The sequence below is a fragment of the Bacillus sp. EB106-02-03-XG38 genome (genome assembly GCF_058792175.1).
Genome location: NZ_JBYTED010000007.1, coordinates 50045 through 73680, shown reverse-complemented (window position 1 = coordinate 73680; position 23636 = coordinate 50045). Strand labels below are relative to the sequence as shown.

Below are 23636 nucleotides of genomic sequence, written 5' to 3'. Positions count from 1 at the left end.
CCATATGAATAACCCAGTCGTACTAGATTCGAAAACAGAATTAAATGAGCAAACAGCACAAGATGTTCGCTTGCAGCTTAGACAAGATGCGGATGTACAACGTATTTATAATGCGGTAGATATTAAAGATCAATTAGAATTAATTGAACTTGGAAAAGAACCTTCTATGGAAATTTCACGTTTTGCTGATCAAATTTTACATACAATGTCATTATCAAAAATAGAAGATTCGGGTGAATTATTAAAACAACTTGGTAAAATTATGGACCGATTTGATAGCAAAGACTTTGCGGAAGAGAAAAGCGGTTTCTTCTCACGTATGTTCAAAAAAGCGGATAAAATGATTGAACAAATCTTTAGCAAGTATCAAACGATGGGCCGCGAAATTGATAAAGTATATGTGGAAATTACGAAGTATCAAGATGAAATGAAGAAATCAATTGGTACGTTAGACGGTTTATATGAGCAAAACTTAAAATATTACTTAGACTTAGAAAAATATGTAGTAGCAGGGGAAATGTTATTAGAGCGTTTAAATACAGAGCTAGTTCCAATGTATGAAGAGCGTGTACGTAACAATGACCAATTAGCAGGTATTGAATTAGAGTCTCTTAAAAACTCTGTTGAAATTTTAGAACAGCGTATTGATGATTTAGAAAAAGCACGTATGGTTGCTTTACTTACAGCACCACAAATTCGTATGATTCAACGTGGTAACAATAAATTAATTGGTAAAATCAATACAGCATTTATTACGACGATTCCTATCTTTAAAAATGGTATTATTCAAGCGGTAAATGCGAAGCGTCAAAAGCTTGTTGCAGATTCTATGGCTGAACTGGATCGCCGTACAAATGAATTACTTAAGAAAAATGCACAAAATATCGCAACACAAAGTGTGGAAGTAGCGAGATTATCAGGTTCTTCTAGTATTAAGATGGAAACACTTGAGGAAACTTGGAACATTATTTCAAGAGGTATGCAAGAAACGCAACAAATTGAAGAACAAAATAAACGTGAGCGTGAAGAAAGCCGCAAACGTATGGCTACATTAACTGAGAACATTAAAAAAGAATTACAAGGGTAAAGGAAAAGGCAATGAGGAAGAGTCCTCATTGCCTTTTAGTTTCTCTTCACTAATTTAATAATTTCATTCACAACAAGTGGAATGATACTTAATAAGAGAACAAATCCCCAATCTCGCATCGTTAATGCATGCACACCGAATATATTTGCAATAGGTGGGATAGAGATAATACACACTTGCATAAGAATACCGATAATAAGGGAGAAGACTAAATATTTATTTGTAAATATCCCAATTGAAAAAATAGATTTTGTTCTTGAACGCAAGTTAAATGAATGAACGAGCTGAGAAAAACTAAGAACGACAAATGCCATCGTTTGAGCGTGTAATAGAGCATCCTCATCAATTCGTTCCGGGAAGAGAGGGAATAAATTTGTATCTCCAGTATAGAATTTTGCTCCGGCGATAAAGGCTATTAACGTTAACAGTCCAATGACAGCCCCATTAAAAATAAGAAAAGGAACACTACCACTAAATAAGCTTTCTTTCGCATGTCGTGGTTTTTCCTTCATCACATCTGGATCTTCAGGATCAACCCCAAGTGATAATGCGGGCAGTGTATCTGTAATTAAATTCACCCACAAAATGTGAATAGGTCGTAGTGGTGTTGCCCAGCCGAGTAAAATGGCTAAAAATAAAGCGATAATTTCCCCAAAGTTACAAGAGAGTAGGAAGAGGATTGATTTTTTTATGTTCCGATAAATATTTCTACCTTCCTCAACAGCCTTCACAATAGATGAGAAATTATCATCTGTTAACACAACATCCGCAGCACCTTTTGCAACGTCTGTTCCTGTAATGCCCATCGCTACGCCAACATCAGCTTGCTTTAAAGATGGAGCGTCATTTACGCCATCACCAGTCATAGAAACGATATTTCCTTTCGCGCGTAATGCCTTTACAATTTTCACTTTATGCTCTGGAGAGACCCTCGCGAATACATTTAAGTGATTAATTTTGCTTGCTAGCTCTGTATCTGAAATGTTATCTAATTCAGTTCCAATCATAATTTCAGATATTTCTTCAGCAATACCAAGTTCTTTGGCAATGGCAAAGGCGGTATCTTTATGGTCTCCAGTAATCATAACTGTGCGAATACCGGCTTTTTTACATTCTGTAATGGAATCTTTTACTTCAGTTCGCGGTGGATCAATCATACCGACAAGACCGATAAAGATGAGGTTTTCTTCAAGATGATCTATATCCACATCGCTTGAATTGTATTGTTTAAATGAGAATGAAAGTACTCTTAAAGCTTCTTGAGACATTGTCCCGGCAGCTTCAAATATTTGAGTTTTATCAGTCTCTGTTAAATCCTCGATTTTACCGTTTTTAAATATGTGAGTACATCTAGGTAAGAGCTTATCGATAGCACCTTTCGTCATACTATAGTAGCTTTCATCGTATGTATGCACAGTTGACATCATTTTACGATCTGAATCGAAAGGCATCTCCTTAACGCGCTCATGTATCTTTTCTAAATGATCTTTTTGCATGTTAAAAGTGTTTCCAGCAACGAGAAGAGCAATTTCGGTCGGGTCTCCGGTTTGTGATTCGTTATTGTAAGACGCATCGTTACATAGCACCATATTTTCTAACAGTAGACGTTGCGCATCATTATTTACATTTAAATTTTCTAATTGGTCATATGTGTTATCACTATAAAAGTGAGTAACGGTCATTTTATTTTGTGTTAACGTACCCGTTTTATCTGAACAAATAATTGTGACAGAACCGAGAGCTTCAACAGCTGGTAGTTTCCGAATGATGACGTTTTGTTTAATCATGCGTTGCACACCAATTGCAAGAACGATGGAAACGATAGCTGGCAAACCTTCTGGAATAGCTGCAACGGCTAAACTAATAGCAGTCATAAACATTTCTAACGTATCTCGGCCTTGGAAAAATCCGATGAGAAACATAACGATACAAATTGCTATAGCGACAAAGCCTAAATACTTTCCGACTTGTGCTAAGCTTTTTTGAAGTGGCGTCATATCATCGTCTGCTTCATGTAAAAGAGTAGCAATCTTACCAATTTGTGATTTCATGCCAGTTTCAACAGCAACACCGACGCCTCGCCCGTATGTTACAAGAGTAGACATAAAGGCCATGTTTTTTTGATCGCCGAGTGGTACTTGTTCATCACTTTGCATGGAAGGATGGTAAATTGCCTCTTTATCAACAGGGACAGATTCACCAGTTAGAGCCGATTCTTCAACTTTTAAATTTGCGGTTTCGATAAGGCGTAAATCGCATGGAATATATCGTCCAGCGTCGAGCATAACGATATCACCAGGAACGACGTGCTCAGATGGAATTTCTTTTAGTTCGCCATTTCGCTTGACGATAGCTTTAGGTGTCGCCATCTTTTTCAATGCCTCTAAAGCTTGTTCTGCTTTCGATTCTTGGACGACGCCAATAACAGCGTTTAAAACGACAACGAGCGCGATAATACTTGCATCAGCCCATTCACCTACAAAGGCTGAAATAAGGGCAGCAATAATAAGGACATATACGAGAACGTCATTGATTTGGGCGAAAATACGCTGCCATAATGTGCGTTTTTGTTTTGTAGCTAATTCATTAAAACCGTATTGCTGTAAACGTTCATTTACAACTTCATCTGTTAAACCGTGTTGTTCATTTGTTTCTAAGTCGATTAATGTTTGAGCTTTCGTCTTACTGTACCAATTGCTCATAAGTAAGCACCTCCAGTAAAAACAATTAGCAATGGTAGTGTTGCTATTATTTGTGAGTAGTATGTATGGAGAAAAAATCTAAGATGAGGTTCTACTTCTATTGTACAATATTTTACAGTTAGTTGAGGGAAAGAGAAGAGTTGTCATGAATTTGTTGGAAATAAAAAAGAGCCTCGTAAGCGAGGCTTTTTACTTTTTAATTAATGTACCTAATTCTTCTGTAATAGCTTGCATTTCACTAATGCTGAATGTTTCACGTTTCATAACATGCTCGTAAATGTCACGTAAGTCTTCGTACATTTCTTCATTAAAGCTAGCAGCTCTCATCGCTCCAGCATTAACCATACGTAATTTTTCTTTAATAGCTTCGACCATATATTCAACGTTTTCTTCTGACTTTACGGATAAATCCACCGAAGTGTCCCCCTTTAAAATAACATAAGGTTATCTTAACATTTTTTATCATTTTCGTTAATGAATCTTTTCAATCCTATTAAATTAGTAGGGATTTCCTTTATATTTAATAATTGGTTGTTTATACTATAAGTATATATTAAGAAATGCACCAAGAAGGGAAGAAACAAAATATGGTTCAAGTATTGTTTGTTTGTCTTGGGAATATTTGCCGTTCTCCAATGGCAGAAGCGATTTTTCGAGATCTTGTCGTAAAAGAGGGACTCGAAGAGAAAATTGTCATTGATTCTGCAGGAACTGGAGATTGGCATGTTGGCCATCCGCCACATAAAGGAACACAAAAAATTTTAAAAGAAAATGCAGTCACTTTTGAAGGAATTAAAGCAAGGCAAGTAGAAAAAGAAGACTTAACAAAGTTTGATTATATTATTGCCATGGACAACAAGAATATAGCAGATTTAAAAAGTTTAGGTAAAACTGGAGGCTATATTGGTAGGCTGTCCGATTTTGTTCCAGACGGTGGCTGGACAGACGTTCCCGACCCTTACTATACAGGGAATTTCCAAGAAGTATATGACCTTGTAACAGAAGGGTGTGCAAAGCTATTAGCTTTCATTCGAAATGAACAAGGAATATGAGGAAGCTTAGAAAGAAATACTTTCTAACATAAGAAATGAAAGGGTGAAGGAATATGGCAAAGAAAAATAATATTGCTCGAAACATTGCGATTGGTGTAGCTGCAGGTGTAGCTGTATCTATGTTGAAGAAAGAAAACCGTGAGAAAGTAAAAAATACGGCGGAAAAAGCAAAAACAAAGATGATTGAAATCGGTGAAAATGCAAAAATCAAAGAAAAAGTGCAAACTGTTACAGATAAAGGACGCGAACTTGCTGATTTAAATGTAGTGAAAGCGAAAGTAGCAGAAATTAAAAAATTGACGCCATCTGTTGTAGAGACGTTAAAAGAAACGAAAGAAATTTTTAGTAAGAAAAAGGTTGAGCCAGCAGAGAAGCCAGAAACGATTGAAATTCAAGCTGTATCTACAAAGGTAGATGAGCTGAAAGCAGAGGAAGAGCCAGTAATTGCTGAAGATGGCGGTATGAAAGAAGCGCGTGAACTATTTATGAAAGACTCAAATGCAGAGGAAAAAAAAACTGAAGCGTACATTGAGTTAAAGCAAGATAAAGAAGAGAAGAAAAGCGTTTAAACATATATGAGAAAAATTTTAGAAAAGGTGAGGAGACATCGTACTTATTCGTTTGGTAAAGATTTATATGACCGAACGATGCGCGATGATGTAGCGGGCTTGGCAGCACAGCTCGCTTATTTCTTCTTGCTTGCGATTTTTCCTGGGCTTGTTTTCTTAATTACGCTTCTTGGATTCATTGACCTTCAAACAGAAAGTGTGCTCAACTTATTAGAACCATACGTACCCGAAGATGCAATGGCTTTAATTGAAGTAAACGTTGATAAAGTTGTTAATGAGCAAAATGGTGGTTTATTATCATTTGGTTTATTATCGATGCTATGGTTTGCTTCAAACGGGGTAAATGCGGTTATGAATGCTTTTAACCGTGCGTATGATGTAACAGAAACACGTTCCTTTATTAAAACGAGAGCTTTATCTATTGTGTTTACGTTAGCAATCATTTTTATGATTGTGTTTGCGCTAATTGTTCCAGTGTTTGGACAAGTCATTGGGGCAGCGGTATTTAAAGCAATTGGTTTATCAGATAGTTTTTCTTACGTGTGGAGTATTACGCGATTAGTAGCGAGTTTCTTCGTGTTATTTGCATTGTTTAGTTTTTTATATACATTTGCACCAGATCGAAAGTTAAAAAGAAGAGAAGTCATTTCAGGAGCGACATTTGCTACTGTAGGATGGATTGTGGTATCGTACTCATTTGCGTATTATGTAGATAAATTTGCGAATTACGCCAATACATATGGTGGTCTCGGTGGTATTATTATTTTAATGTTATGGTTTTATTTAACTGGATGGGTAATTTTACTTGGCGGTGAAATTAATGGTTTACTCCATCATTATAGAACGGTTGACAATAATTCCCGTAATGAAAAATGACCTCTTGTTCCATAATAATAGGGAACAGGGGGGATATTTCATGAGTAATAATAAAAAGAATCACAACAATAAAAATAACAATAAACAAAAGAGCAGTTCGCATCCTAAGCATAAAACGAGTAGTAGTGCGAACGGACATAATAGCTACCACTAGAAAAAAACGGGTCCTCTATGAGGGGCCCGTTTTTATTTGTTTCCTTTTAATAATCGTAAGCCATTCAAAATGACAAGGATCGTACTTCCTTCATGCCCAATAACACCGAATGGAAGAGCTAAAAATTGCAAGAAGTTCGAACAAATCAGCATTGCAATTACAGCTAGTGAAAAGATTACGTTTTGCTTTACAATACGATTCATTCGTTTTGATAAGCGGATCGCTTGAGAAAGTCGAGATAATTCGTTTTTCATAAGTACAACGTCTGCAGTTTCTAAAGCTACGTCTGTTCCTTCCCCCATTGCTACACCAATACTAGCAGTAGCGAGTGCAGGGGCATCATTTATACCATCTCCGACCATTGCTACTGTCCCGTATTTTTCCTTTAGCTTTTTAATCGTTTCGACTTTTGTTTCTGGTAAGCATGATGCATAATATTCTTTTATATTACTTTCAGAGGCAATAGCCTTTGCCGTTTCTTCATTATCTCCAGTAATCATAATGGCCTCGACACCGATGCTTTGTAATTCACGAATAGCAGCTATTGTTTCTTGGCGAAGTGTATCTTTTAAAGCGATAAGTCCAAGAATACCATCTTCATCACTAATATAAACGACAGTTTTACCTTCTTTTTCAAGTGAGGCAGAAATACCATTATGAAATGTCTTTGTTTCTTCACCGATAAAATCAGCCTTACCTATTTTATAAGCCTTGTTTTCGAATATTCCTTTTAGCCCAAAGCCAGTTACATCTTCAACATTTTCTGGTTTTTGTAATGTAATGTCATGCGCGTGTTGTGCATATTTCACGATAGATGCAGCTAAAGGATGTGTAGAGTGACTTTCAATTGCTGCTGTAATAGAAAGTACTTCTTTTTCGGTCATATTTTCTCGAACATATACATCTGTTACGGTAGGTTTCCCCCGTGTTAATGTACCTGTTTTATCAAAGGCAATCGCTTTTACAGAAGCAAGGCGTTCTAAATGTATGCCACCTTTAAAGAGAATTCCGTTCCTTGCGCCGTTAGAAATCGCGGATAACGTTGCTGGTGTAATGGCAGCAACGAGTGCACAAGGAGATGCGACTACAAGTAAGATCATAGCGCGATAAAATGTTTCATTCCAGCTCCAATCCAGTAAGAAATGAGGAACGAACATCATAAGCGCAACAACGAGTAGTACACCTTTTACATATGTTCCTTCAAACTTTTCAATGAATAGTTGTGATGGTGATTTTTCACTTTGTGCACTTTGGACGAGACGGATAATCTTTTGGAATAATGTTTGATCGCTCGGCTTCGTAATTGTAACTTCGATAGCACCGCGTAAATTTACAGTACCAGCAAATACTTCATCGCCATGTTTTTTTTCATTTGGGATAGGTTCACCAGTAATCGCTGCCTCATCGATATTTGTTTCACCGCTATGAATCGTACCGTCAGCAGGAACGCGTTCACCTGGCTTAATTAAAATAATGTCGTTAATTTGTAATCGTCCGACAGGAACACGTTCTTCAGTTCCATTTGAAATACGTAATGCTTCTTCAGGTTGTAGATCAAGAAGCGCTGAAATTTCCTTTTGACTTTTACTTAATGTATAAGATTCCATTGCACCGCTTAGTGCGAAGATGAAGATTAAAATTGCGCCTTCTGCCCAGTAGCCAATGAGTGCAGCACCGATAGCAGCAAAGAGCATAAGCATTTCGACATTCAGCTCTTTCTCTTCAATTGTATCTTCAATACCTTCTTTCGCTTTTGCATATCCACCAACTATATAAGCAAGGATATAGCAAGTAATGCCTACATTCATTGCATCGTTCTTTGTGAACAACCAACCAGCTAAAATGAAAATACCCGATGCGATTGCAAATATAAGTTCATGATGTTTCTTTAATGTATCCCATAAAGAGGGGTGAGAAATAGACTTTTGTACTTGTAATGTTTTTACTTCTGAGTTCATTACTACTCGCTCCTTTCAAATTCTTATTGAGAAAAATAATCAAAATCGAAACCCCTATAAAACGACGAAAGCTGCCATCCATAATGGATAGCAGCATTTCTGTTGAATCTGATTTTAATAGTTATTATGTTGTAATTATTCTATAGTATAGCATATGTTTTCGTTAGATGATATGTTTTTGTTTGTGTATAAACTGAAAACTTGTGTTTTCACAATTCCTTTGGTATATATGGATATTGTTCATAAAAAGATCGGAAAGGAAGACAGCGAGTGAAGACAGAGAAATTTTTTACCCATCCGATTGGCGTACTAATTGCTGCAATAGTAGCGACTTTTTTATGGGGGAGTGCATTCCCATTTATTAAATTAAGTTATGCTGAACTTGGAATTCAGCCACAAGAAGTTGGAGAGCAAATATTATTTGCTGGTTATCGTTTCTTTTTATCTGGAGTCATGCTCTTATTATTTTTTAAAGTGTTAGGAAAAGATATGAGCTTCAAAAAAGGAACGGGGAAGCAGTTAGTACAAATTGGTTTATTTCAAACATTTCTTCAATATATATGTTTTTATATTGGAATGAGTTATAGTTCTGGTATTGAAGGGGCTATCATTTCAGGAACATCATCATTCTTTCAAATTTTACTTGCTCACTTTTTATATAAAGATGACGCTCTCAATATGAGAAAAATAATTGGGGTCTCTATCGGTTTTTGTGGTGTCATTTTAGTAAATGTACCGAGTGATGGTAGTTTGTCATTCCATTTCGGGATCGGTAGTTTATTACTTCTTAGTGCAGCAATGTTGTATTCATATGGAAACATATTGGCGAAAGAAGGTAGTAAAACATTAGATGTTGGCTATATGACAGCATACCAAATGATTTTTGGTTCTATCGGGTTATTATGTATAGGGGCTTTGCAAGTTGGAGTTATGCCATTTACATTTAGTGTACATGCAATATTTATGCTTATCTATTTATCTTTCTTATCCGCAGCAGGATTTTGCATTTGGAATACAATTATGAAGTATAACAAGGTTGGAAAAGTATCAATGTACATGTTCTTTATACCCGTATTTGGTGTGTTATTATCGAGCATGATTTTAGGAGAAGCAATTCATTCATTCGTACTATTCGGTTTAGCGTGTGTAGCTGCGGGAATTATCGTGGTGAATCGGGCGCCAGCTAAGCAAAAAATAGAGCAAGAAAAACAAGTAGCATAGACAATGAGAAAACGATTACAATGGAAGAACAGTACTGTTCTTCTTTTTTTATGTAGAAAAAGGATAATAGACTAGGTGTAACGAAAAAGGATACAAAAAGCATTTATTGAGGAGAACATGTTATGAATCTACTTTACATGGTGTTAACCGGACAAATCATTCTTTTTTTTATTGGTGCAATGTACGCGGTAGGACAGACAAAAAAGACAAGGAAGAATATGCCGTTACCGTTAGCGGTGCGTCTTATTCTTAGTTTTTCGTTAACAGCAAGTGCAATTTGGATATGGTTACAAGATCCATCAGTGGAGTATAGTACGTGGGTTGCACTAGGTATGACGTTATCAACTGTAGGAGATTTATTTATGGCAGGTTTGATTCCAATTGGTCACAGGTTAATTGGAGGGATGATTACTTTTGCGCTTGCGCATTGTTTTTATGTAAAAGCATTTTTGCAAACAGGCATTTCATGGAATGGTTTTTGGATTGGTTTACTCGTATACGGACTTTTTCTCATTATAGGTTGGTTCTTCTTTATCCGAAATGAGAAACAAGATAAATTGTTTACGATAGGAGCTTTAATTTACGGACTGTGGGTTGGAGGAATGGCTTGCTTTGCGTTCGCCTTATACTATGAGAAGACAGGAATATGGTGGATACCAGCTTTTGGTGGCTTACTATTTGTCATTTCTGATTTTATTATAGGCGTGACAGATATTGGAGGGCGCAAATTAAAGTACGAGCCACTTTGGATTTGGTTTACATATGTAGCGGCTCAAATGTGTATTGTATATGTGGGAATATAAAAAGATACTCTTCAAATAGTGATAGACTATTTGAAGAGTATCTTTTTTACTATTTTCCTCCAGCTGAATTTTGAGAAGGTAGGTTTACTGCCCATAAAAGCCCGATTGGTGAGGGCTAATAATCAGTGGAGGATGAAGCAAACCCCCACTGATTAAAGTTTCACTTTATGAGGAGAGTTATTTTTAATTTGTAATATTATAATTTTTTGATTCAGAATTTTGTGGAAATTACACAGTTGAAGTCCTTATAATAAAAGTAAAAAGATGATGAGATGGTGGAATGATGCAAAAGAAAAAACATTTGCGTGAATTCTTTGGAACAATTGCAATTGCATGTTTGTTGGTATTTTTAGCGAAAATTTTTGTGTTTTTTCCTACGACTGTAAAAGGAGCGTCCATGAAGCCAACGTTGCAAGATGGGGATAAGGTGATTGTAAACAAGTTGGCAAAGGAATTTGAAAGTTATGGGAGAGAAGATATTATTGTTGTGAAGACGGATAATTTTTATGTGAAAAGGGTTATTGGTTTGCCAGGAGATGTCATTGAGGTGAGAAATGATCAATTATATGTGAATCATGAAGTGATAGAGGAAGCATATTTGTATAGTAATAGAAAAGAAGCTGAAAAAAAACTTATGAATTTAACAGAGGACTTTGGGCCGATTACAGTTCCTAAAAATAAGATTTTTGTTATGGGCGATAATCGCCTAATAAGCAGAGATAGTAGAAATGGTTTAGGACTTATTGATAAAGCAGATGTATTAGGCGAATTAGCGGCAATTTATTATCCATTTGAACATATGAAAATAATGAATTAATGTAAAAAACCAAGCAAATTTTAGTTTGCTTGGTTTTTTATGTTAAATCGTAGGAGACTCATTAATTTCATAGGCATCTTCATTATTTCTGCTCGTACTTAAAACAAATTTGTGCTGCAATAGTTGCAGTTTAAAGAATGCTAACGGATCGTGATAAGTTTCTGGGTTGCTTCTTAACGTTGCTAATGTTTGCTCGTCTTCCTGTATTTCAAGTTGAGCTGATTCTACATTTTGTTTCAGTATGCTAAGTGGATCTTTAAAGAACATCATGATATCTCGTTCTAATGCGCCTTCAAATACTTCAAATTGAAGGAAGAATTGTTTTGAGATTGTTTGAGCAATTTCCGTATAATCTTCCATTTCAATGTATTGTTTATATTTGTTTGCGAGCATAGATTGATTTTTTTGCATATTACCAAACAGTTTTCCTGCACTCTTTAAGAAGAATTGTGTCGGTGTAAAGCGTAATAAAATATTGATGTTCGATACTGTAATTCTATTTGTCATACGTACAACATCTCGATTCCAATCATCTAGTAATTTGAAATCGCAAGGAAGTTTCATACGTTCTTCTTTATATAATTTATTAAACGTTTCGCTCATTTCATCTAAATAAGATTGAGCTTGAATAAATTCATTATGAGCTGTTTCAATCCACTCTTGAATAAATCCAGTAAATTTAGGAAGAAGCACTTGCTGTACATGTTTTTGAATTCGTTCGTTCATCGCAGCATTTAATTCTTCATGAACTAATTTGAAGTCACTATCTTCTTGAACAAGGTCAGAACAGCTCTGCAATAATTCAGGAATTTGAGAATGGATGTCTCGTGTGATTTCTTCTTTCGTTAAAAGATAAGATTCTGTAATAGAACGAATTTTATCTTTTTCAAGAGCAGTAAGGTTGTTAATAAATCCGTTTAGTTTTACTGAGATATGTTTATTCCAGCGTACTGATTTCACTAATGTGTTTTCTAATTCCACACGTTCATTTACAAGGTATGCTATTGTTTTTTGAGTAAACCATATTAGTTTTTCTATACGTTCTTGTTCTATGTCGCGTCCTGCTAGATTAGAAAGAATAGACTCTGTAACATCTCCAAGTTGCTGACTACTCTCTTGTGAAGGAGAGTATGGGAAGAACTGCGCATTTGGGAAATGGATTTTAATCTTGTTCATTAGTTTTTCATTATTGTCCGTACTATTTGTGTGTAATACGAAATGGATTTGTAAGCTTGGTACTTGTTCACGTAAATAAAGTAATGTATCAAGCTCTTCACCGTGTAATGGTGAAGCTGAATTTAATACGTAAATAAGGCTATCTGCTGCTTGTAAGTATTCAAAGTATGAGCTGTTTTTATCCACTTGTCCTTGAACCGATGGCGTAACAAGAAATGCAAACTTATTTTTTCTTAAAAATCTACTTGGTAATTTAATTTCTATACATTTTTTCTCAAGTTCTGATTCGGGAGGTGTAGCCATTATTTGATGGAATTCATCAAAGTTCGGTATATTGTGCACATCTAACGCAGTGAATTCTGTTATTTCAGTTTGGCTATCATCTTTAAATAGAATAGGAGTTGTCACAGTCTCAGTTAAGATGTTCTCTCCTAATATAGAATTGATGAATGAAGATTTATCAAAATCACTAGTTCCCGCTATTAGTAATTGTGTAACATTTAAATCACATAGTTCATGAACGAGTAACGTAAATTGATGACTTAAGTCTACATCATTTTTTTCAGCCCATACAGCAATTGTTTCGAATAAATGAGACACGGTTTCCATATTTACATTTGTTTCAGCTGTTGAATTAGAGAGGAGGGCTCCTGCACTTTTTACGAGTAATGACTCTAAAGTTGTAGGTGAAACTTCATTCCACGCTAACACTGCAGCAGAGACAAATAGGGCATCTTTTGCTTTCGTTAAACTAAACCAATTTGTTAATAAATCAGGTACAAGACCTTGCATTTCATGCATGAAATGCTCACCAGTAATTAATTCAAAGTACGTATCTTGATAGCGTTCAATAATTTCATGCCAATCGTCATTGTTGTCTGTTTCAATATGTAAGAATAAATGATTTATTGTTTGAATCCAAGGTAGATGCAAGTTTTCATCTTGATAGCTGTTCCAAAGAGCAATAACAAGTTCTTTAAATTGGACTTGATCAATTGCATAGAGAGATTTTAAAGATTCATAGAAATATTCTGGTTTGATTTGTTTCGTAAAGCCTTGATTTACATAAGTAATTAAAGTGTCGAACCAGTGCAATGAATTTGTTCGAATTCCTTCTTGCACGGCAAGTTCTATGGCGTTATTCCAATCTGCTTGTTTTTCATAGAATGAGCGAGCAATTGCAGTAATATTTGGATAGTCAGGTTGGAATGAAACAGCCTCACTAATCGTCTTAAATGCTAGACCTAAACGATCTTGTTCGATGTAAAGAGAAAGAAGCTGTAAGGACACTTCCATTGTAAGAGTTGTATCTTCTGTTTGGATAGATTGATACATTTCTTCTGCCTTTGGCAAGAATCCTAGTTCAAAATAAGAATCTGCAATATTTTTGGTTGCCCAAAGTGCAAGTTCATTATTTACTTTCTCCCATTTAAATATTGCTGCTTCAAAGTCTTTATTTTGGTAATAAAATTCACCTTGAGCAAAGCGGATATTAGAAATGTTGGAGAATTCATTGGTAGATTCATTTATATATGCTTCACCGAGTACTTCTGATATTGGAGTAGAAGTTTCTTCTTTTAAAAATGTTTTATAGTAAACTTTTTGGATAAATTGATTTTCAATGGTCATGTTCGTTCCCCCTGTATAATTTAGAAAAATGATGTTGTATGTAAAGGGTGCATGTTCTTTTAATAGGTAGAAGTTGCATTATATCGACCAAACTATATTTTTGCTAGGTATATCATTTTTCCTGAGAGTTAAACCGTTGCGAAAAGTAACTTTCCTTTATTGTAACAAAAAAACAAGCATATGAATTTTTATTTTTTAATGGGGAGTGGGACTAGCGCTTGAAAAATCGGTGAATACAAGGGAAGTAGTCGGAAGCCGGGCGCCTAATTGGTGTGTAATGAGGATGAGTAAATCACCACTGAATAATGGTTCACTTTCTTCCTGCTAAAGGAATGGATAGAAGTAGAGTTCATTATAAAAACAATGTATAGTGAATATGTATACCATGTTTGTCTGAAAGATAGAAAGGGCACAATGTGGAATAACGATCGTGCATAGGATGTGTCTTCCGAATGGAACAACATATTGGCGAGTTAATCGCACATTATGGGTATTTTGGAATTATTATAGCTTTAGCTGGTGGGATTGTTGGATTACCGATACCAGACGAGTTTTTATTGACCTTCGTTGGTTATAACGTTTCCAAAGGTGTTATGTCAGGAACTGCTGCGTTTTTAAGTGGGATGGCTGGTGCGATGTTAGGTATTACATTAAGCTACATATTAGGTTTAAAACTTGGACTTCCTGTTTTAAAAAAATATGGGCCGAAGATTAGAATTAAAGAACATCACATTGAAAAAACACATATTTTATTTGAAAAGTATGGTCCATTTCTTTTAATGATTGGTTACTTTATCCCAGGAGTACGTCATTTAACAGCATATTTTGCTGGGATGTCTAATTTAACACTCTGGCGTTTTTGTTTGTACGCTTACGGTGGTGCACTTATTTGGATAAGTGTTTTTATTGGGCTTGGCTGGAAGTTAGGAGAGAAGTGGCGTTTCGTTGAGTATAGTTTACATCATTATGGAATATGGATTTTATTCATTTCAGTAGTTGTTATATGCGTTGTATGGTTTTACATAAAGAAAAAGAAAAACCGCTAATAGCGGTTTTTTAGCTGAAAGCGATAAATAGTACGCCAGCTGTAATAAAGACTACGCCAACGCCAGTCATAAAGTTTAACTTTTCACCGAGTATAATCATTGCGAGAATGATAGAAAATACGACGCTTAATTTATCGACAGGAGCCACTTGTGAAACTTTCCCTGTTTTGAGGGCAAGAAAATAAAATAGCCATGACGAAGCACCTGCAACCCCACTTAATGTGATAAAGAGCAGTGCTTTTTTATTTAGCAGTACGTCGCCAATATTTTGAAATTTACCTTGGATAATAATAACGCCTACCATAAATAATGCCATAATAATAGAACGAACCGTTGTCGCGACATTGGCATCGATTCCATCTAAACCAATTTTTCCGAAAATAGATACAAGGGCAGCAGCAATTGCTGATAATAGTGCGAATAAGAGCCACGAACTCATAGTAAAATTCCTCCAATCTTACATTATTATACATGAAAACCATTCTCACGTATAAAGTGAAACTTTAATCATTGGGATTTTACCGCCTTGCAAATAGCGGAATAAATAACGAAATAATCCCCACCTTATATTGCTAATAAGGTGGGGATTATTATACTACTCTGCAATTTCCTCATACAAAAAGTACGTTACATTATAAATATGTTCTACTTCATCGTCTGTCATAAATAGTAATTCGTCACGCTCAATCCCTTTTTTCTTTTCAATAAACTCAATCATGTTTTTGCGTTCTTCTCTTTTCATCAATTTTATTTCTCCTCTCAATCTGTTTTAATACAGTTTATTTAAGTTACTGCTATTATATAACAGAATCTTTAGAAAGTTCCACCTATTTTATTGTTTTTTTCAGAAGAACTTTTCGACAAAACAAGCCCACCTAAAGGGGGCTTGTTTTGTTTTATAGTCGTAAAAACTCGGGCTCCGTCGTACCAGCACCATCGATGTAATAAATTGTGTCAGGATTGATTTTTATTAATACGTAATTAGGGTCTTCAGGGCCAAGTAACCAGCGTTTTAAGCTATTATTCCAAAACTTATTTTTTAATGTGGAGTCTTCCTCGATTGAAGCTAAGCCTTCCAGTTCAATATAATCTTCATCTAATTTTTTTCCTTCACGTCCAAGTAATACATGGACATTTGGATTGTTTTCAATATCAGTTATCTTCTTTGATTTCCGATCTGTTGCAACATATAACACAAAATCTTCGTGGAAAAACATCATAAAGGCACTATGAGGTTTATTTTCACGTACAGTAGATAATACACCAGTTCGTTGACCACAAATAATCGTTTCAATTTTTTCTTTTAAATGCATGCTTTTAACCCCTGTTCATAATTTATTGTTTTCTCTGTTTAAACGAGAGAATTTGAATATCATTCATACTGTTTTCTTCAATTCGACTTTTTAAACGTAATTGTGATGAAATCGGACAAGTTAGGAGAAGAATAATAATAATATCGAGGAGAAATACATACGATGGAAGGATGAAAAGCATGTTTAATAAAATATTTCTTATAGTAGCGCTTATAGGTGTACCCCTTTCTGTGCTTGGGAAAACACTTCATTGGCCTCAAACAATTATGTTCGCTGTGTATTGCATTACGATTATCGCATTAGCGGGCTTTATGGGCAGAGCAACAGAAAGTTTGGCAATTGTCTCTGGACCTAGAATAGGCGGATTGTTAAATGCTACTTTCGGTAACGCTGTTGAACTAATTATTTCGATTTTTGCACTTCAGGCAGGGTTAATTGAAGTCGTGTTAGCTTCTTTAACGGGTTCTGTACTTGGAAATTTATTATTAGTAGGAGGGCTTTCTTTCTTTGTAGGGGGACTTAAATATAAAAGACAAAGTTTTAATGTGTATGATGCAAGGCATAATTCAGCTTTATTAATCTTTGCTGTAGTAGTAGCTTTCGTTATTCCAGAGATTTTTTCAATGAAGATGGACGCTGGAAAGACGTATCAATTAAGTATCGGTGTTTCAATTATTATGATTATTATGTACCTTGCTGCATTGCTATTTAAGTTAGTTACGCACCGTGGTGTATATCAACATAAAAGTGATGAAGTCACTCACGAGGAAGAACCAGAGTGGTCGAAAGGGAAAGCGCTACTCATTTTAGCAATAGCGACAATTGCGGTCGCTTATGTGTCAGAGGCGCTCGTGCATACATTTGAGACAGTTGCAAAATCATTTGGTTGGTCGGAGTTATTTATAGGGGTTATTATCGTTGCGATTGTAGGGAATGCAGCAGAGCATGCATCTGCAATTATTATGGCGTATAAAAATAAAGTAAATATTGCAGTTGAGATTGCGATAGGTTCTACGTTACAAATTGCCATGTTTGTTGCTCCTGTATTAGTACTGCTTTCTATGTTCTTCACGCAAAGGATGCCTTTAGTATTTACAATACCAGAACTTGTTTCTATGATTACAGCTGTTTTCTTAACGATTGCGATTTCAAATGACGGAGATACAAACTGGTTTGAAGGCGGTACGTTATTAGCAGCGTATGTCATTATGGGAATTGGTTTTTATTTATTATGAAAAACAGGCATAACAATTGTGCTCAGGGAAAACAATAAACGAAGTAGTATATATACCTTTACGTAGGAAGGAGCCAGACAGGTGAAACGAGTATACAGCATATGTCTTTCAACTATGGTCTCGTTTATTTTATTATTTCCTAACAGTGGCTTTGCAAAGACAACGGTAGAAACAAAAATGCCTTCATCTGTTTTAAATATTTCTAAAGACAATACGTTTCCAAATGATGCGCAAGATTTACCCCGTTTACAGCCGAGTAAATTTGCTCAAGAATTATTAAAAACAGCAAATATTAAAATTGAAAATCCGGACTTAATTCGAATGTTTAATGAAACGACAATTTCGAATGCGCCGCTTGCGGTGGGGTACCGAGCGAAGATTTATTTAGGGCAATGGGCTTTACATTATGAATCGATTGATACATCGGTTAATTGGGAATATAAACAAGTAAATCGCAATGTGTACGATAATCGCGGAGGAGATCGCCTATATCCACTACGCTATAAGCAAGAAACACAAAAGACGGTTGAAGGCGATTTAACAGCAGATATGAAAGATGCTGAAGATGTGAAGAAAATGATGCTTCTCAAAGCACTTGAAAAAGTACAATTGCCGCTTTCATTTAAAACGACTATTGGTTATGGTACAGGGCATGAGCGTGTGTATAATATTAGTCCGAGTCAACTTGGATATTTATATGCTTATACACCAGCAGTAAATGAAAAAGGAAAAGTAACCTTTGGAGAAGTATACCTCGTATTAAAAGGAAATCAAAAGAGACTTGTTGTCAAAAATATTACATCTCAAGGAATTGGAGCTGCTATTCCAATTCATGATCATTTGTATTTTAAATTCATTTCTTCTTCTCACTCGCAATAATATGAAAAAACGTCAGCTTATAAGCTGACGTTTTTTTATAATGTAATATTTGCTGTTTTTGATAAGAAATCTTCTGTCGGATAGTAGCTGTTTTTTACAAGAACATTCGGTCCTAGGCATTTTACTGCAGGACAGTGACAGCTTAATGATTTTGCTGTTTTTGAAGCGCTCCATTTTTCATACGCTTCTTGTAACGTATTTGTTTGTATGTTACCTAGAAGTGGAACATCACCAAAGTCCGTCACAATAATATTTCCATCAAAAATATTTACATTTAAACGAGAACGGCCATCTGGATCGTTACGAACAGTGACATTTTTGCTCTCTTGTAATTTTTTAAATGTCGCAATGTCTCGCTCATCATCGCTACAAGCATAGAAAGGTAAAGTTCCAAATAACATCCATACATTTTCATCGCGAATTTCTAGTAAATGCTCAATTGCATCACGAATTTCAGCTTTTGTTAAAATCTCTAGGTTACTCGCAAAGTCACTTGGATACATTGGATGAACCTCATGACGTTTACATCCCATTTCGTCAACGATTTGACGATGAATATGTTCAATGTGTGGTAGAGTTCGTTTATTCAGCATCGTTTCGGCTGATACGAGTACACCAGCGTCTGATAGAGCTTTACTATTTGTAATCATGCGTTCAAATAACTTTGCACGTTGTTCATACGTAGGTTTACGCTCCATCATTGCAAATCCACCTTCAACGAAATCGTCAATTGTTCCCCAGTTATGAGATATATGCAATACGTCTAAATAGGGAATAATTTGTTCGTAACGTGCTAAATCTATAGTTAAGTTTGAGTTGATTTGAGTGCGAACGCCTCGTTCATGGGCATATTTTAAGAGTGGTGTTACATAGTTGTCGACGGATTTTTTTGAAAGCATAGGTTCTCCGCCAGTAATACTTAAAGAACGTAAATGAGGAATCTCATCTAATCGTTTTAATAAAAGATCCATCGGAAGCGGATTCGGGTCTTTCGGCTGTAACGTGTAACCAACAGCGCAATGCTCACAGCGCATATTGCATAACGTCGTCGTTGTAAACTCAACATTTGTTAATAGTAGTTTGCCGTACTCTTCAAGGTCCATATACGCTTCCCATGGATCGTAAGAAGGAGTAATCGGCTTCATTTTTTGTGATATCGTCATATGAAATACTCCTTTGACTATTGAAATAACAATTTGTCCATTCTCTATAATAGAAGAATATGTGCTTTTTATAAAGTGAAACTTTTTTGTAAGAAAAGAGATAGGGCTTACATTTGAATGAATGACTGTGACAAAATTGATGAATTTACATACCCATAACAATCATTTTTGCGGTATAATAAAAGCAACTCGAATTAAAAGGAGAGTGCCTTCATGGGAAAAGCAATTCAAGATAAAGACACACAATTAGTATATTTAAAAGAACGTTTAAATATGTTCATTGAAGTAATTGATACGATTGAACCTGAAGAAGTAGAATTAGAAGATGTAGATCGTCTTCTTGCAATGCTAGATGAATTAGAATTAAAATGTGAGCAATTTAAAAAAGACGAATAATATATTAAAAAGGCTGCCAATTCTAATTTGGTAGCCTTTTTCTGTGCGGATAATAGAAGGACGATAGAAAAAGAGGTATAATCAAGTTGTGAAAAATTTCATTTATGCTTTAGTAGCGTGAAATAAATAAAAGCTAAAGAGCATAACAATGGAATTTTCAGCTCATAACGTTTTGGTAGCGTTCACAATTGAGGGGGAAGTAACAATGGAAAAGCTTCAAGAAAGCATGTATCAACTAATTGTTGAAACGTCAACGAACTTACCGAAAGATGTTCGTCGTGCGATTCAACAAGCGAAAGAGCGAGAAAATGCAGGGACTCGTTCTGCGATGGCACTTGGCACAATTACAAATAATATTAAAATGGCTGATGATAACATCTCGCCAATTTGCCAAGATACAGGGATGCCGACGTTTAAAATTTATACACCAGTTGGTGTGAATCAATTAAAGGTGAAGGAAGCTATCTATAATGCGCTTGAGCGGGCGACAAAAGATGGTAAACTTCGTCCTAATTCTGTTGATTCTCTTTTTGGAGACAATAGTGGAAATAATTTAGGACCAGGTACACCGGTTATTAAGTTTGAACAATGGGAAAAAGATTATATTGATGCACGTTTAATCCTAAAGGGTGGTGGCTGTGAGAATAAAAATATTCAGTATAGCTTACCATGTGAACTAGAAGGACTTGGAAGAGCTGGTCGTGATTTAGAAGGGATTCGTAAATGCCTTCTTCATGCAGTATATCAAGCACAAGGTCAAGGCTGTAGTGCAGGTGTAATTGGTGTTGGTATCGGGGGAGACCGCACATCAGGTTACGAATTAGCAAAAAATCAATTATTCCGTACATTAGATGATGTCAATCCAATCCCAGAGTTACAACAACTTGAAGAGTACGTATTAGAAAATGCGAATAAGCTTGGCATTGGTACGATGGGATTTGGCGGAGAAACAACTTTACTTGGGTGTAAAATTGGCGTGTATAACCGTCTGCCAGCTAGTTTCTACGTATCTGTGGCGTATAATTGCTGGGCATACCGCCGCCTTGGCGTAACAATCCATCCTGAAACAGGTGATATTATGGATTGGTTATATCAAGAAGGTGAAGATACACTGGAGCAAGAAGCACAAGAAAAAACAGAACAACGTGAGATTGTATTACAAGCACCAATTACAGAAGAGCAAATTCGTGAACTTCGCGTTGGTGATGTTGTAACAATTAATGGCATGATGTATACAGGTCGTGATGCAATTCATAAGCATTTAATGGATAACGATTGTCCAGTAGATTTAAATGGGCAAGTTATTTATCACTGTGGTCCAGTTGTCGTGAAAGATGAAAATGAAAACTGGCAAATTAAAGCGGCAGGTCCAACGACAAGTATTCGTGAAGAACCATATCAAGGCGATATTATGAAGAAATTCGGTATTCGCGCTGTCATTGGAAAAGGTGGTATGGGTGCGAAAACATTAGCGGCTTTAGAAGAGCACGGTGGTGTATATTTAAATGCAATTGGCGGTGCAGCACAATACTATGCTGAATGTATTAAAGAAGTAAAAGATGTTGATTTCTTACAGTTTGGTATTCCAGAGGCAATGTGGCATTTACGTATCGAAGGATTTAAAGCAGTTGTAACGATGGATTCTCACGGTAATAGCTTACATGCAGATGTCGATAAAACATCACTTGAAAAATTAGCTAGCTTTAAAGAGCCAGTATTTAAGTAAACAAAAATGCATCTCGAATCATTCGAGATGCATTTTTTTGGTATATATAGAAAAACATGTTGAGCATGAAAGGATGTGTGGTAACAGAAACTACAAGTACGATTATATATGGAAAGGAGACTATTTATGAAATATAAATGGTTATATATCGGTCTCATTTTTTCAATTATGATGGCACTTGTTCCAGTTTCGGCATTAGCTTATACAAATACTCCACATAACTGGGGAATCCCACGCCCTAAAAATGAAACAGTACCAGATGCAGGAAAGTTATATACAGATTTGCTACAAAAAAATGGTGGGTTTTATTTAGGGGATACAAAGAAAAAAGATATTTATTTAACATTCGATAATGGATATGAGAATGGATACACAGGGAAAATCTTAGACGTATTAAAAGAGAAAAAAGTACCAGCAACTTTCTTTGTAACGGGGCATTACATTAAAACACAAAAAGATTTATTGTTAAGAATGAAAGATGAAGGACACATTATTGGAAACCATTCGTGGAGCCATCCTGATTTCACAGCGGTAAATGATGAGAAACTTCGTCAAGAATTAACAAGTGTAACGGAAGAAATTAAGAAAGTAACTGGGCAAAAAGAAGTAAAATATGTACGTCCTCCGCGCGGCGTATTCAGTGAAAGAACGTTAGCTCTTACGAAAGAAATGGGCTATTATAATGTATTTTGGTCACTTGCATTTTTGGATTGGAAAGTAGATGAACAAAGAGGATGGCAATATGCCCATAATAATGTAATGACGATGATTCATCCAGGATCTATTTTATTACTTCATGCAATATCAAAAGATAATGCAGAAGCACTTGCGAAAATCATTGATGATTTGCGCGAGAAAGGGTATGATTTTAAAAGTCTAGATGACTTAGTAAAAAGCAATCAACCGTAAGCATGTATGCTTGCGGTTTTCTCATGCTATAATGATGTGTAAAAAGGATGGGGAAACGTATGTGGAGCGAACATGTTACGTTAGAGTATCCGTATCATTTTGAAGAAGTGTTAAAACGTTTATCTTTTGATCCTCTTAACGTCATTCAATTAGATGAGAAAGTTATTTATGTCCCGCTTTGTATAGATGAGGAACAGATTGTTGTTCGTCTGCAAGGGATTGGTACTGTTCAAAATCCACAGTTTTGGATTTCTAGTCAGACAGGAGATCCAGAGAAAGTCATGAAACGAATGAGGGCCATTTTTCATTGGAATGAACCGTTTCAAGATATACAAAATCATTTTTTAAACACATCATTACGTCCACTATTTGAAACATATGCGTATACTCCAATTATTTTAGAATTTGATTATTTTGCTTGTCTTCTTCGCTGTATCATTCATCAACAAATAAATTTGAAATTTGCTACTGTGTTAACAGAACAGTTTGTGAAACGATATGGAACAGAGAAGAACGGTGTCTTTTTTTTCCCAACTCCAGAAAGAGTAGCAAACATTTCAATAGAGGAATTGAGAGAGCAGAAGTTTAGTCAGCGAAAAGCTGAATATATAGTAGGCTTAGGTAGAAGTATTGTCAGCGGTACATTAAATTTAGCGAGTATAGAAACCAGGGCGGAAGAAGAGGTTTCAGCACAACTGTTACCAATTAGGGGAATTGGTACATGGACAGTGCAAAATTTTTTAATGTTTGGGCTTGGAAGGAAAAATATGTTTCCGAAAGCGGACATTGGGATTCAGCGTGCAGTACAAGGTGTATTTCAATTAGATGATAAACCTGATGATGCATTTTTAGAAAAAGTGAAACAAGAGTGTGAACCATACTGCAGTTATGCAGCGTTATATTTATGGAAAAGTATAGAGTAGAG

The 23636-nt window shown here is 35.7% G+C and carries 22 protein-coding genes; 14 read left to right on the top strand and 8 right to left on the bottom strand.

Features of this window, described 5'->3' with window-relative positions; genetic code table 11:
• Positions 1 to 4: 4 nt before the first annotated feature.
• Positions 5 to 1087: a toxic anion resistance protein gene (locus AC3WTI_RS24630; protein ID WP_001064413.1), complete on the top strand. Its 1083-nt coding sequence runs from the start codon at positions 5 to 7 to the stop codon at positions 1085 to 1087.
• A 35-nt stretch (positions 1088 to 1122) separates the two neighbouring features.
• Here AC3WTI_RS24630 and AC3WTI_RS24625 read toward each other — a convergent pair whose 3' ends face one another.
• Together AC3WTI_RS24625 and AC3WTI_RS24620 are read right to left on the bottom strand one after the other, a co-directional pair.
• Complete coding sequence (locus AC3WTI_RS24625) at positions 1123 to 3789, bottom strand: cation-translocating P-type ATPase (RefSeq protein WP_097840565.1); 2667 nt, start codon at positions 3787 to 3789, stop codon at positions 1123 to 1125.
• Positions 3790 to 3978: 189 nt separating this feature from the next.
• Complete coding sequence (locus tag AC3WTI_RS24620) at positions 3979 to 4203, bottom strand: DUF1128 domain-containing protein (protein ID WP_000366197.1); 225 nt, start codon at positions 4201 to 4203, stop codon at positions 3979 to 3981.
• A gap of 173 nt (positions 4204 to 4376) precedes the next feature.
• Here AC3WTI_RS24620 and AC3WTI_RS24615 point away from each other — a divergent pair, with 173 nt between their 5' ends.
• Genes AC3WTI_RS24615 through AC3WTI_RS24605 form a run of 3 tightly spaced genes read left to right on the top strand, consistent with a single transcriptional unit; the run spans position 4377 to position 6286 of the window.
• Positions 4377 to 4841 (top strand): low molecular weight protein-tyrosine-phosphatase, encoded by a 465-nt coding sequence (locus tag AC3WTI_RS24615; RefSeq protein WP_000250910.1) that lies wholly within the window; start codon positions 4377 to 4379, stop codon positions 4839 to 4841.
• Positions 4842 to 4894: 53 nt separating this feature from the next.
• Positions 4895 to 5410, top strand: a complete 516-nt coding sequence (locus AC3WTI_RS24610) for a DUF4075 domain-containing protein (protein ID WP_087957308.1) — start codon at positions 4895 to 4897, stop codon at positions 5408 to 5410.
• A gap of 6 nt (positions 5411 to 5416) precedes the next feature.
• Entirely contained in the window at positions 5417 to 6286 is an 870-nt protein-coding gene (locus tag AC3WTI_RS24605; RefSeq protein ID WP_087957307.1) for a YihY/virulence factor BrkB family protein, read from the top strand.
• A 186-nt stretch (positions 6287 to 6472) separates the two neighbouring features.
• Here AC3WTI_RS24605 and AC3WTI_RS24600 read toward each other — a convergent pair whose 3' ends face one another.
• A complete protein-coding gene (locus AC3WTI_RS24600; RefSeq protein WP_087957305.1) occupies positions 6473 to 8398 on the bottom strand; it encodes a heavy metal translocating P-type ATPase in 1926 nt (641 codons plus the stop codon).
• 270 nt (positions 8399 to 8668) lie between these two features.
• Here AC3WTI_RS24600 and AC3WTI_RS24595 point away from each other — a divergent pair, with 270 nt between their 5' ends.
• The 3 genes from AC3WTI_RS24595 to lepB all read left to right on the top strand — a co-directional run bounded on the left by AC3WTI_RS24595 (position 8669) and on the right by lepB (position 11239).
• Positions 8669 to 9619 carry a DMT family transporter gene (locus AC3WTI_RS24595; protein ID WP_087957304.1) on the top strand — a complete coding sequence of 317 codons (951 nt, stop codon included), beginning with the start codon at positions 8669 to 8671 and terminating at the stop codon, positions 9617 to 9619.
• A gap of 122 nt (positions 9620 to 9741) precedes the next feature.
• Positions 9742 to 10422, top strand: a complete 681-nt coding sequence (locus tag AC3WTI_RS24590; RefSeq protein WP_087957303.1) for a lysoplasmalogenase — start codon at positions 9742 to 9744, stop codon at positions 10420 to 10422.
• A gap of 280 nt (positions 10423 to 10702) precedes the next feature.
• Positions 10703 to 11239 (top strand): signal peptidase I, encoded by a 537-nt coding sequence (gene lepB / locus AC3WTI_RS24585; protein ID WP_087957302.1) that lies wholly within the window; start codon positions 10703 to 10705, stop codon positions 11237 to 11239.
• A gap of 42 nt (positions 11240 to 11281) precedes the next feature.
• Here the strand turns inward: lepB and AC3WTI_RS24580 are convergent, their stop codons facing one another.
• Complete coding sequence (locus tag AC3WTI_RS24580; RefSeq protein WP_087957301.1) at positions 11282 to 14044, bottom strand: tetratricopeptide repeat protein; 2763 nt, start codon at positions 14042 to 14044, stop codon at positions 11282 to 11284.
• 452 nt (positions 14045 to 14496) lie between these two features.
• On the opposite strand from AC3WTI_RS24580, the gene AC3WTI_RS24575 reads away from it, so the two are divergent.
• On the top strand, positions 14497 to 15090 hold the full coding sequence (locus tag AC3WTI_RS24575; RefSeq protein WP_087957300.1) for a DedA family protein: 594 nt from the start codon (positions 14497 to 14499) through the stop codon (positions 15088 to 15090).
• A gap of 10 nt (positions 15091 to 15100) precedes the next feature.
• On the opposite strand, the gene AC3WTI_RS24570 is transcribed toward AC3WTI_RS24575, so the two are convergent.
• From AC3WTI_RS24570 to AC3WTI_RS24560, 3 genes are all read right to left on the bottom strand, one after another.
• The gene (locus AC3WTI_RS24570; RefSeq protein WP_000100307.1) at positions 15101 to 15529 is read right to left on the bottom strand and encodes an EamA family transporter; all 429 of its coding nucleotides are present in this window, start codon (positions 15527 to 15529) and stop codon (positions 15101 to 15103) included.
• 156 nt (positions 15530 to 15685) lie between these two features.
• On the bottom strand, positions 15686 to 15832 hold the full coding sequence (locus AC3WTI_RS24565; protein ID WP_000817786.1) for a BH0509 family protein: 147 nt from the start codon (positions 15830 to 15832) through the stop codon (positions 15686 to 15688).
• Positions 15833 to 15986: 154 nt separating this feature from the next.
• Positions 15987 to 16403 carry a pyridoxamine 5'-phosphate oxidase family protein gene (locus tag AC3WTI_RS24560; protein ID WP_048527894.1) on the bottom strand — a complete coding sequence of 139 codons (417 nt, stop codon included), beginning with the start codon at positions 16401 to 16403 and terminating at the stop codon, positions 15987 to 15989.
• Positions 16404 to 16582: 179 nt separating this feature from the next.
• Here AC3WTI_RS24560 and cax point away from each other — a divergent pair, with 179 nt between their 5' ends.
• Positions 16583 to 17638: a calcium/proton exchanger gene (cax, locus tag AC3WTI_RS24555; RefSeq protein ID WP_142286584.1), complete on the top strand. Its 1056-nt coding sequence runs from the start codon at positions 16583 to 16585 to the stop codon at positions 17636 to 17638.
• Between the two features lie 81 nt (positions 17639 to 17719).
• The gene (locus AC3WTI_RS24550) at positions 17720 to 18517 is read left to right on the top strand and encodes a YfkD famly protein (RefSeq protein ID WP_087957298.1); all 798 of its coding nucleotides are present in this window, start codon (positions 17720 to 17722) and stop codon (positions 18515 to 18517) included.
• A gap of 35 nt (positions 18518 to 18552) precedes the next feature.
• On the opposite strand, the gene yfkAB is transcribed toward AC3WTI_RS24550, so the two are convergent.
• On the bottom strand, positions 18553 to 19680 hold the full coding sequence (yfkAB, locus tag AC3WTI_RS24545) for a radical SAM/CxCxxxxC motif protein YfkAB (RefSeq protein WP_000156008.1): 1128 nt from the start codon (positions 19678 to 19680) through the stop codon (positions 18553 to 18555).
• A 213-nt stretch (positions 19681 to 19893) separates the two neighbouring features.
• Here yfkAB and AC3WTI_RS24540 point away from each other — a divergent pair, with 213 nt between their 5' ends.
• The 4 genes from AC3WTI_RS24540 (at position 19894) to AC3WTI_RS24525 (ending at position 23634) form a co-directional block, all read left to right on the top strand.
• The gene (locus AC3WTI_RS24540; protein WP_000513558.1) at positions 19894 to 20076 is read left to right on the top strand and encodes an SE1561 family protein; all 183 of its coding nucleotides are present in this window, start codon (positions 19894 to 19896) and stop codon (positions 20074 to 20076) included.
• Positions 20077 to 20281: 205 nt separating this feature from the next.
• Positions 20282 to 21802 (top strand): class I fumarate hydratase, encoded by a 1521-nt coding sequence (gene fumA, locus AC3WTI_RS24535; protein WP_087957297.1) that lies wholly within the window; start codon positions 20282 to 20284, stop codon positions 21800 to 21802.
• 126 nt (positions 21803 to 21928) lie between these two features.
• Entirely contained in the window at positions 21929 to 22711 is a 783-nt protein-coding gene (pdaA, locus tag AC3WTI_RS24530; protein ID WP_087957296.1) for a delta-lactam-biosynthetic de-N-acetylase, read from the top strand.
• Positions 22712 to 22770: 59 nt separating this feature from the next.
• A complete protein-coding gene (locus AC3WTI_RS24525; RefSeq protein WP_087957295.1) occupies positions 22771 to 23634 on the top strand; it encodes a DNA-3-methyladenine glycosylase family protein in 864 nt (287 codons plus the stop codon).
• The last annotated feature ends 2 nt before the right edge of the window (positions 23635 to 23636 follow it).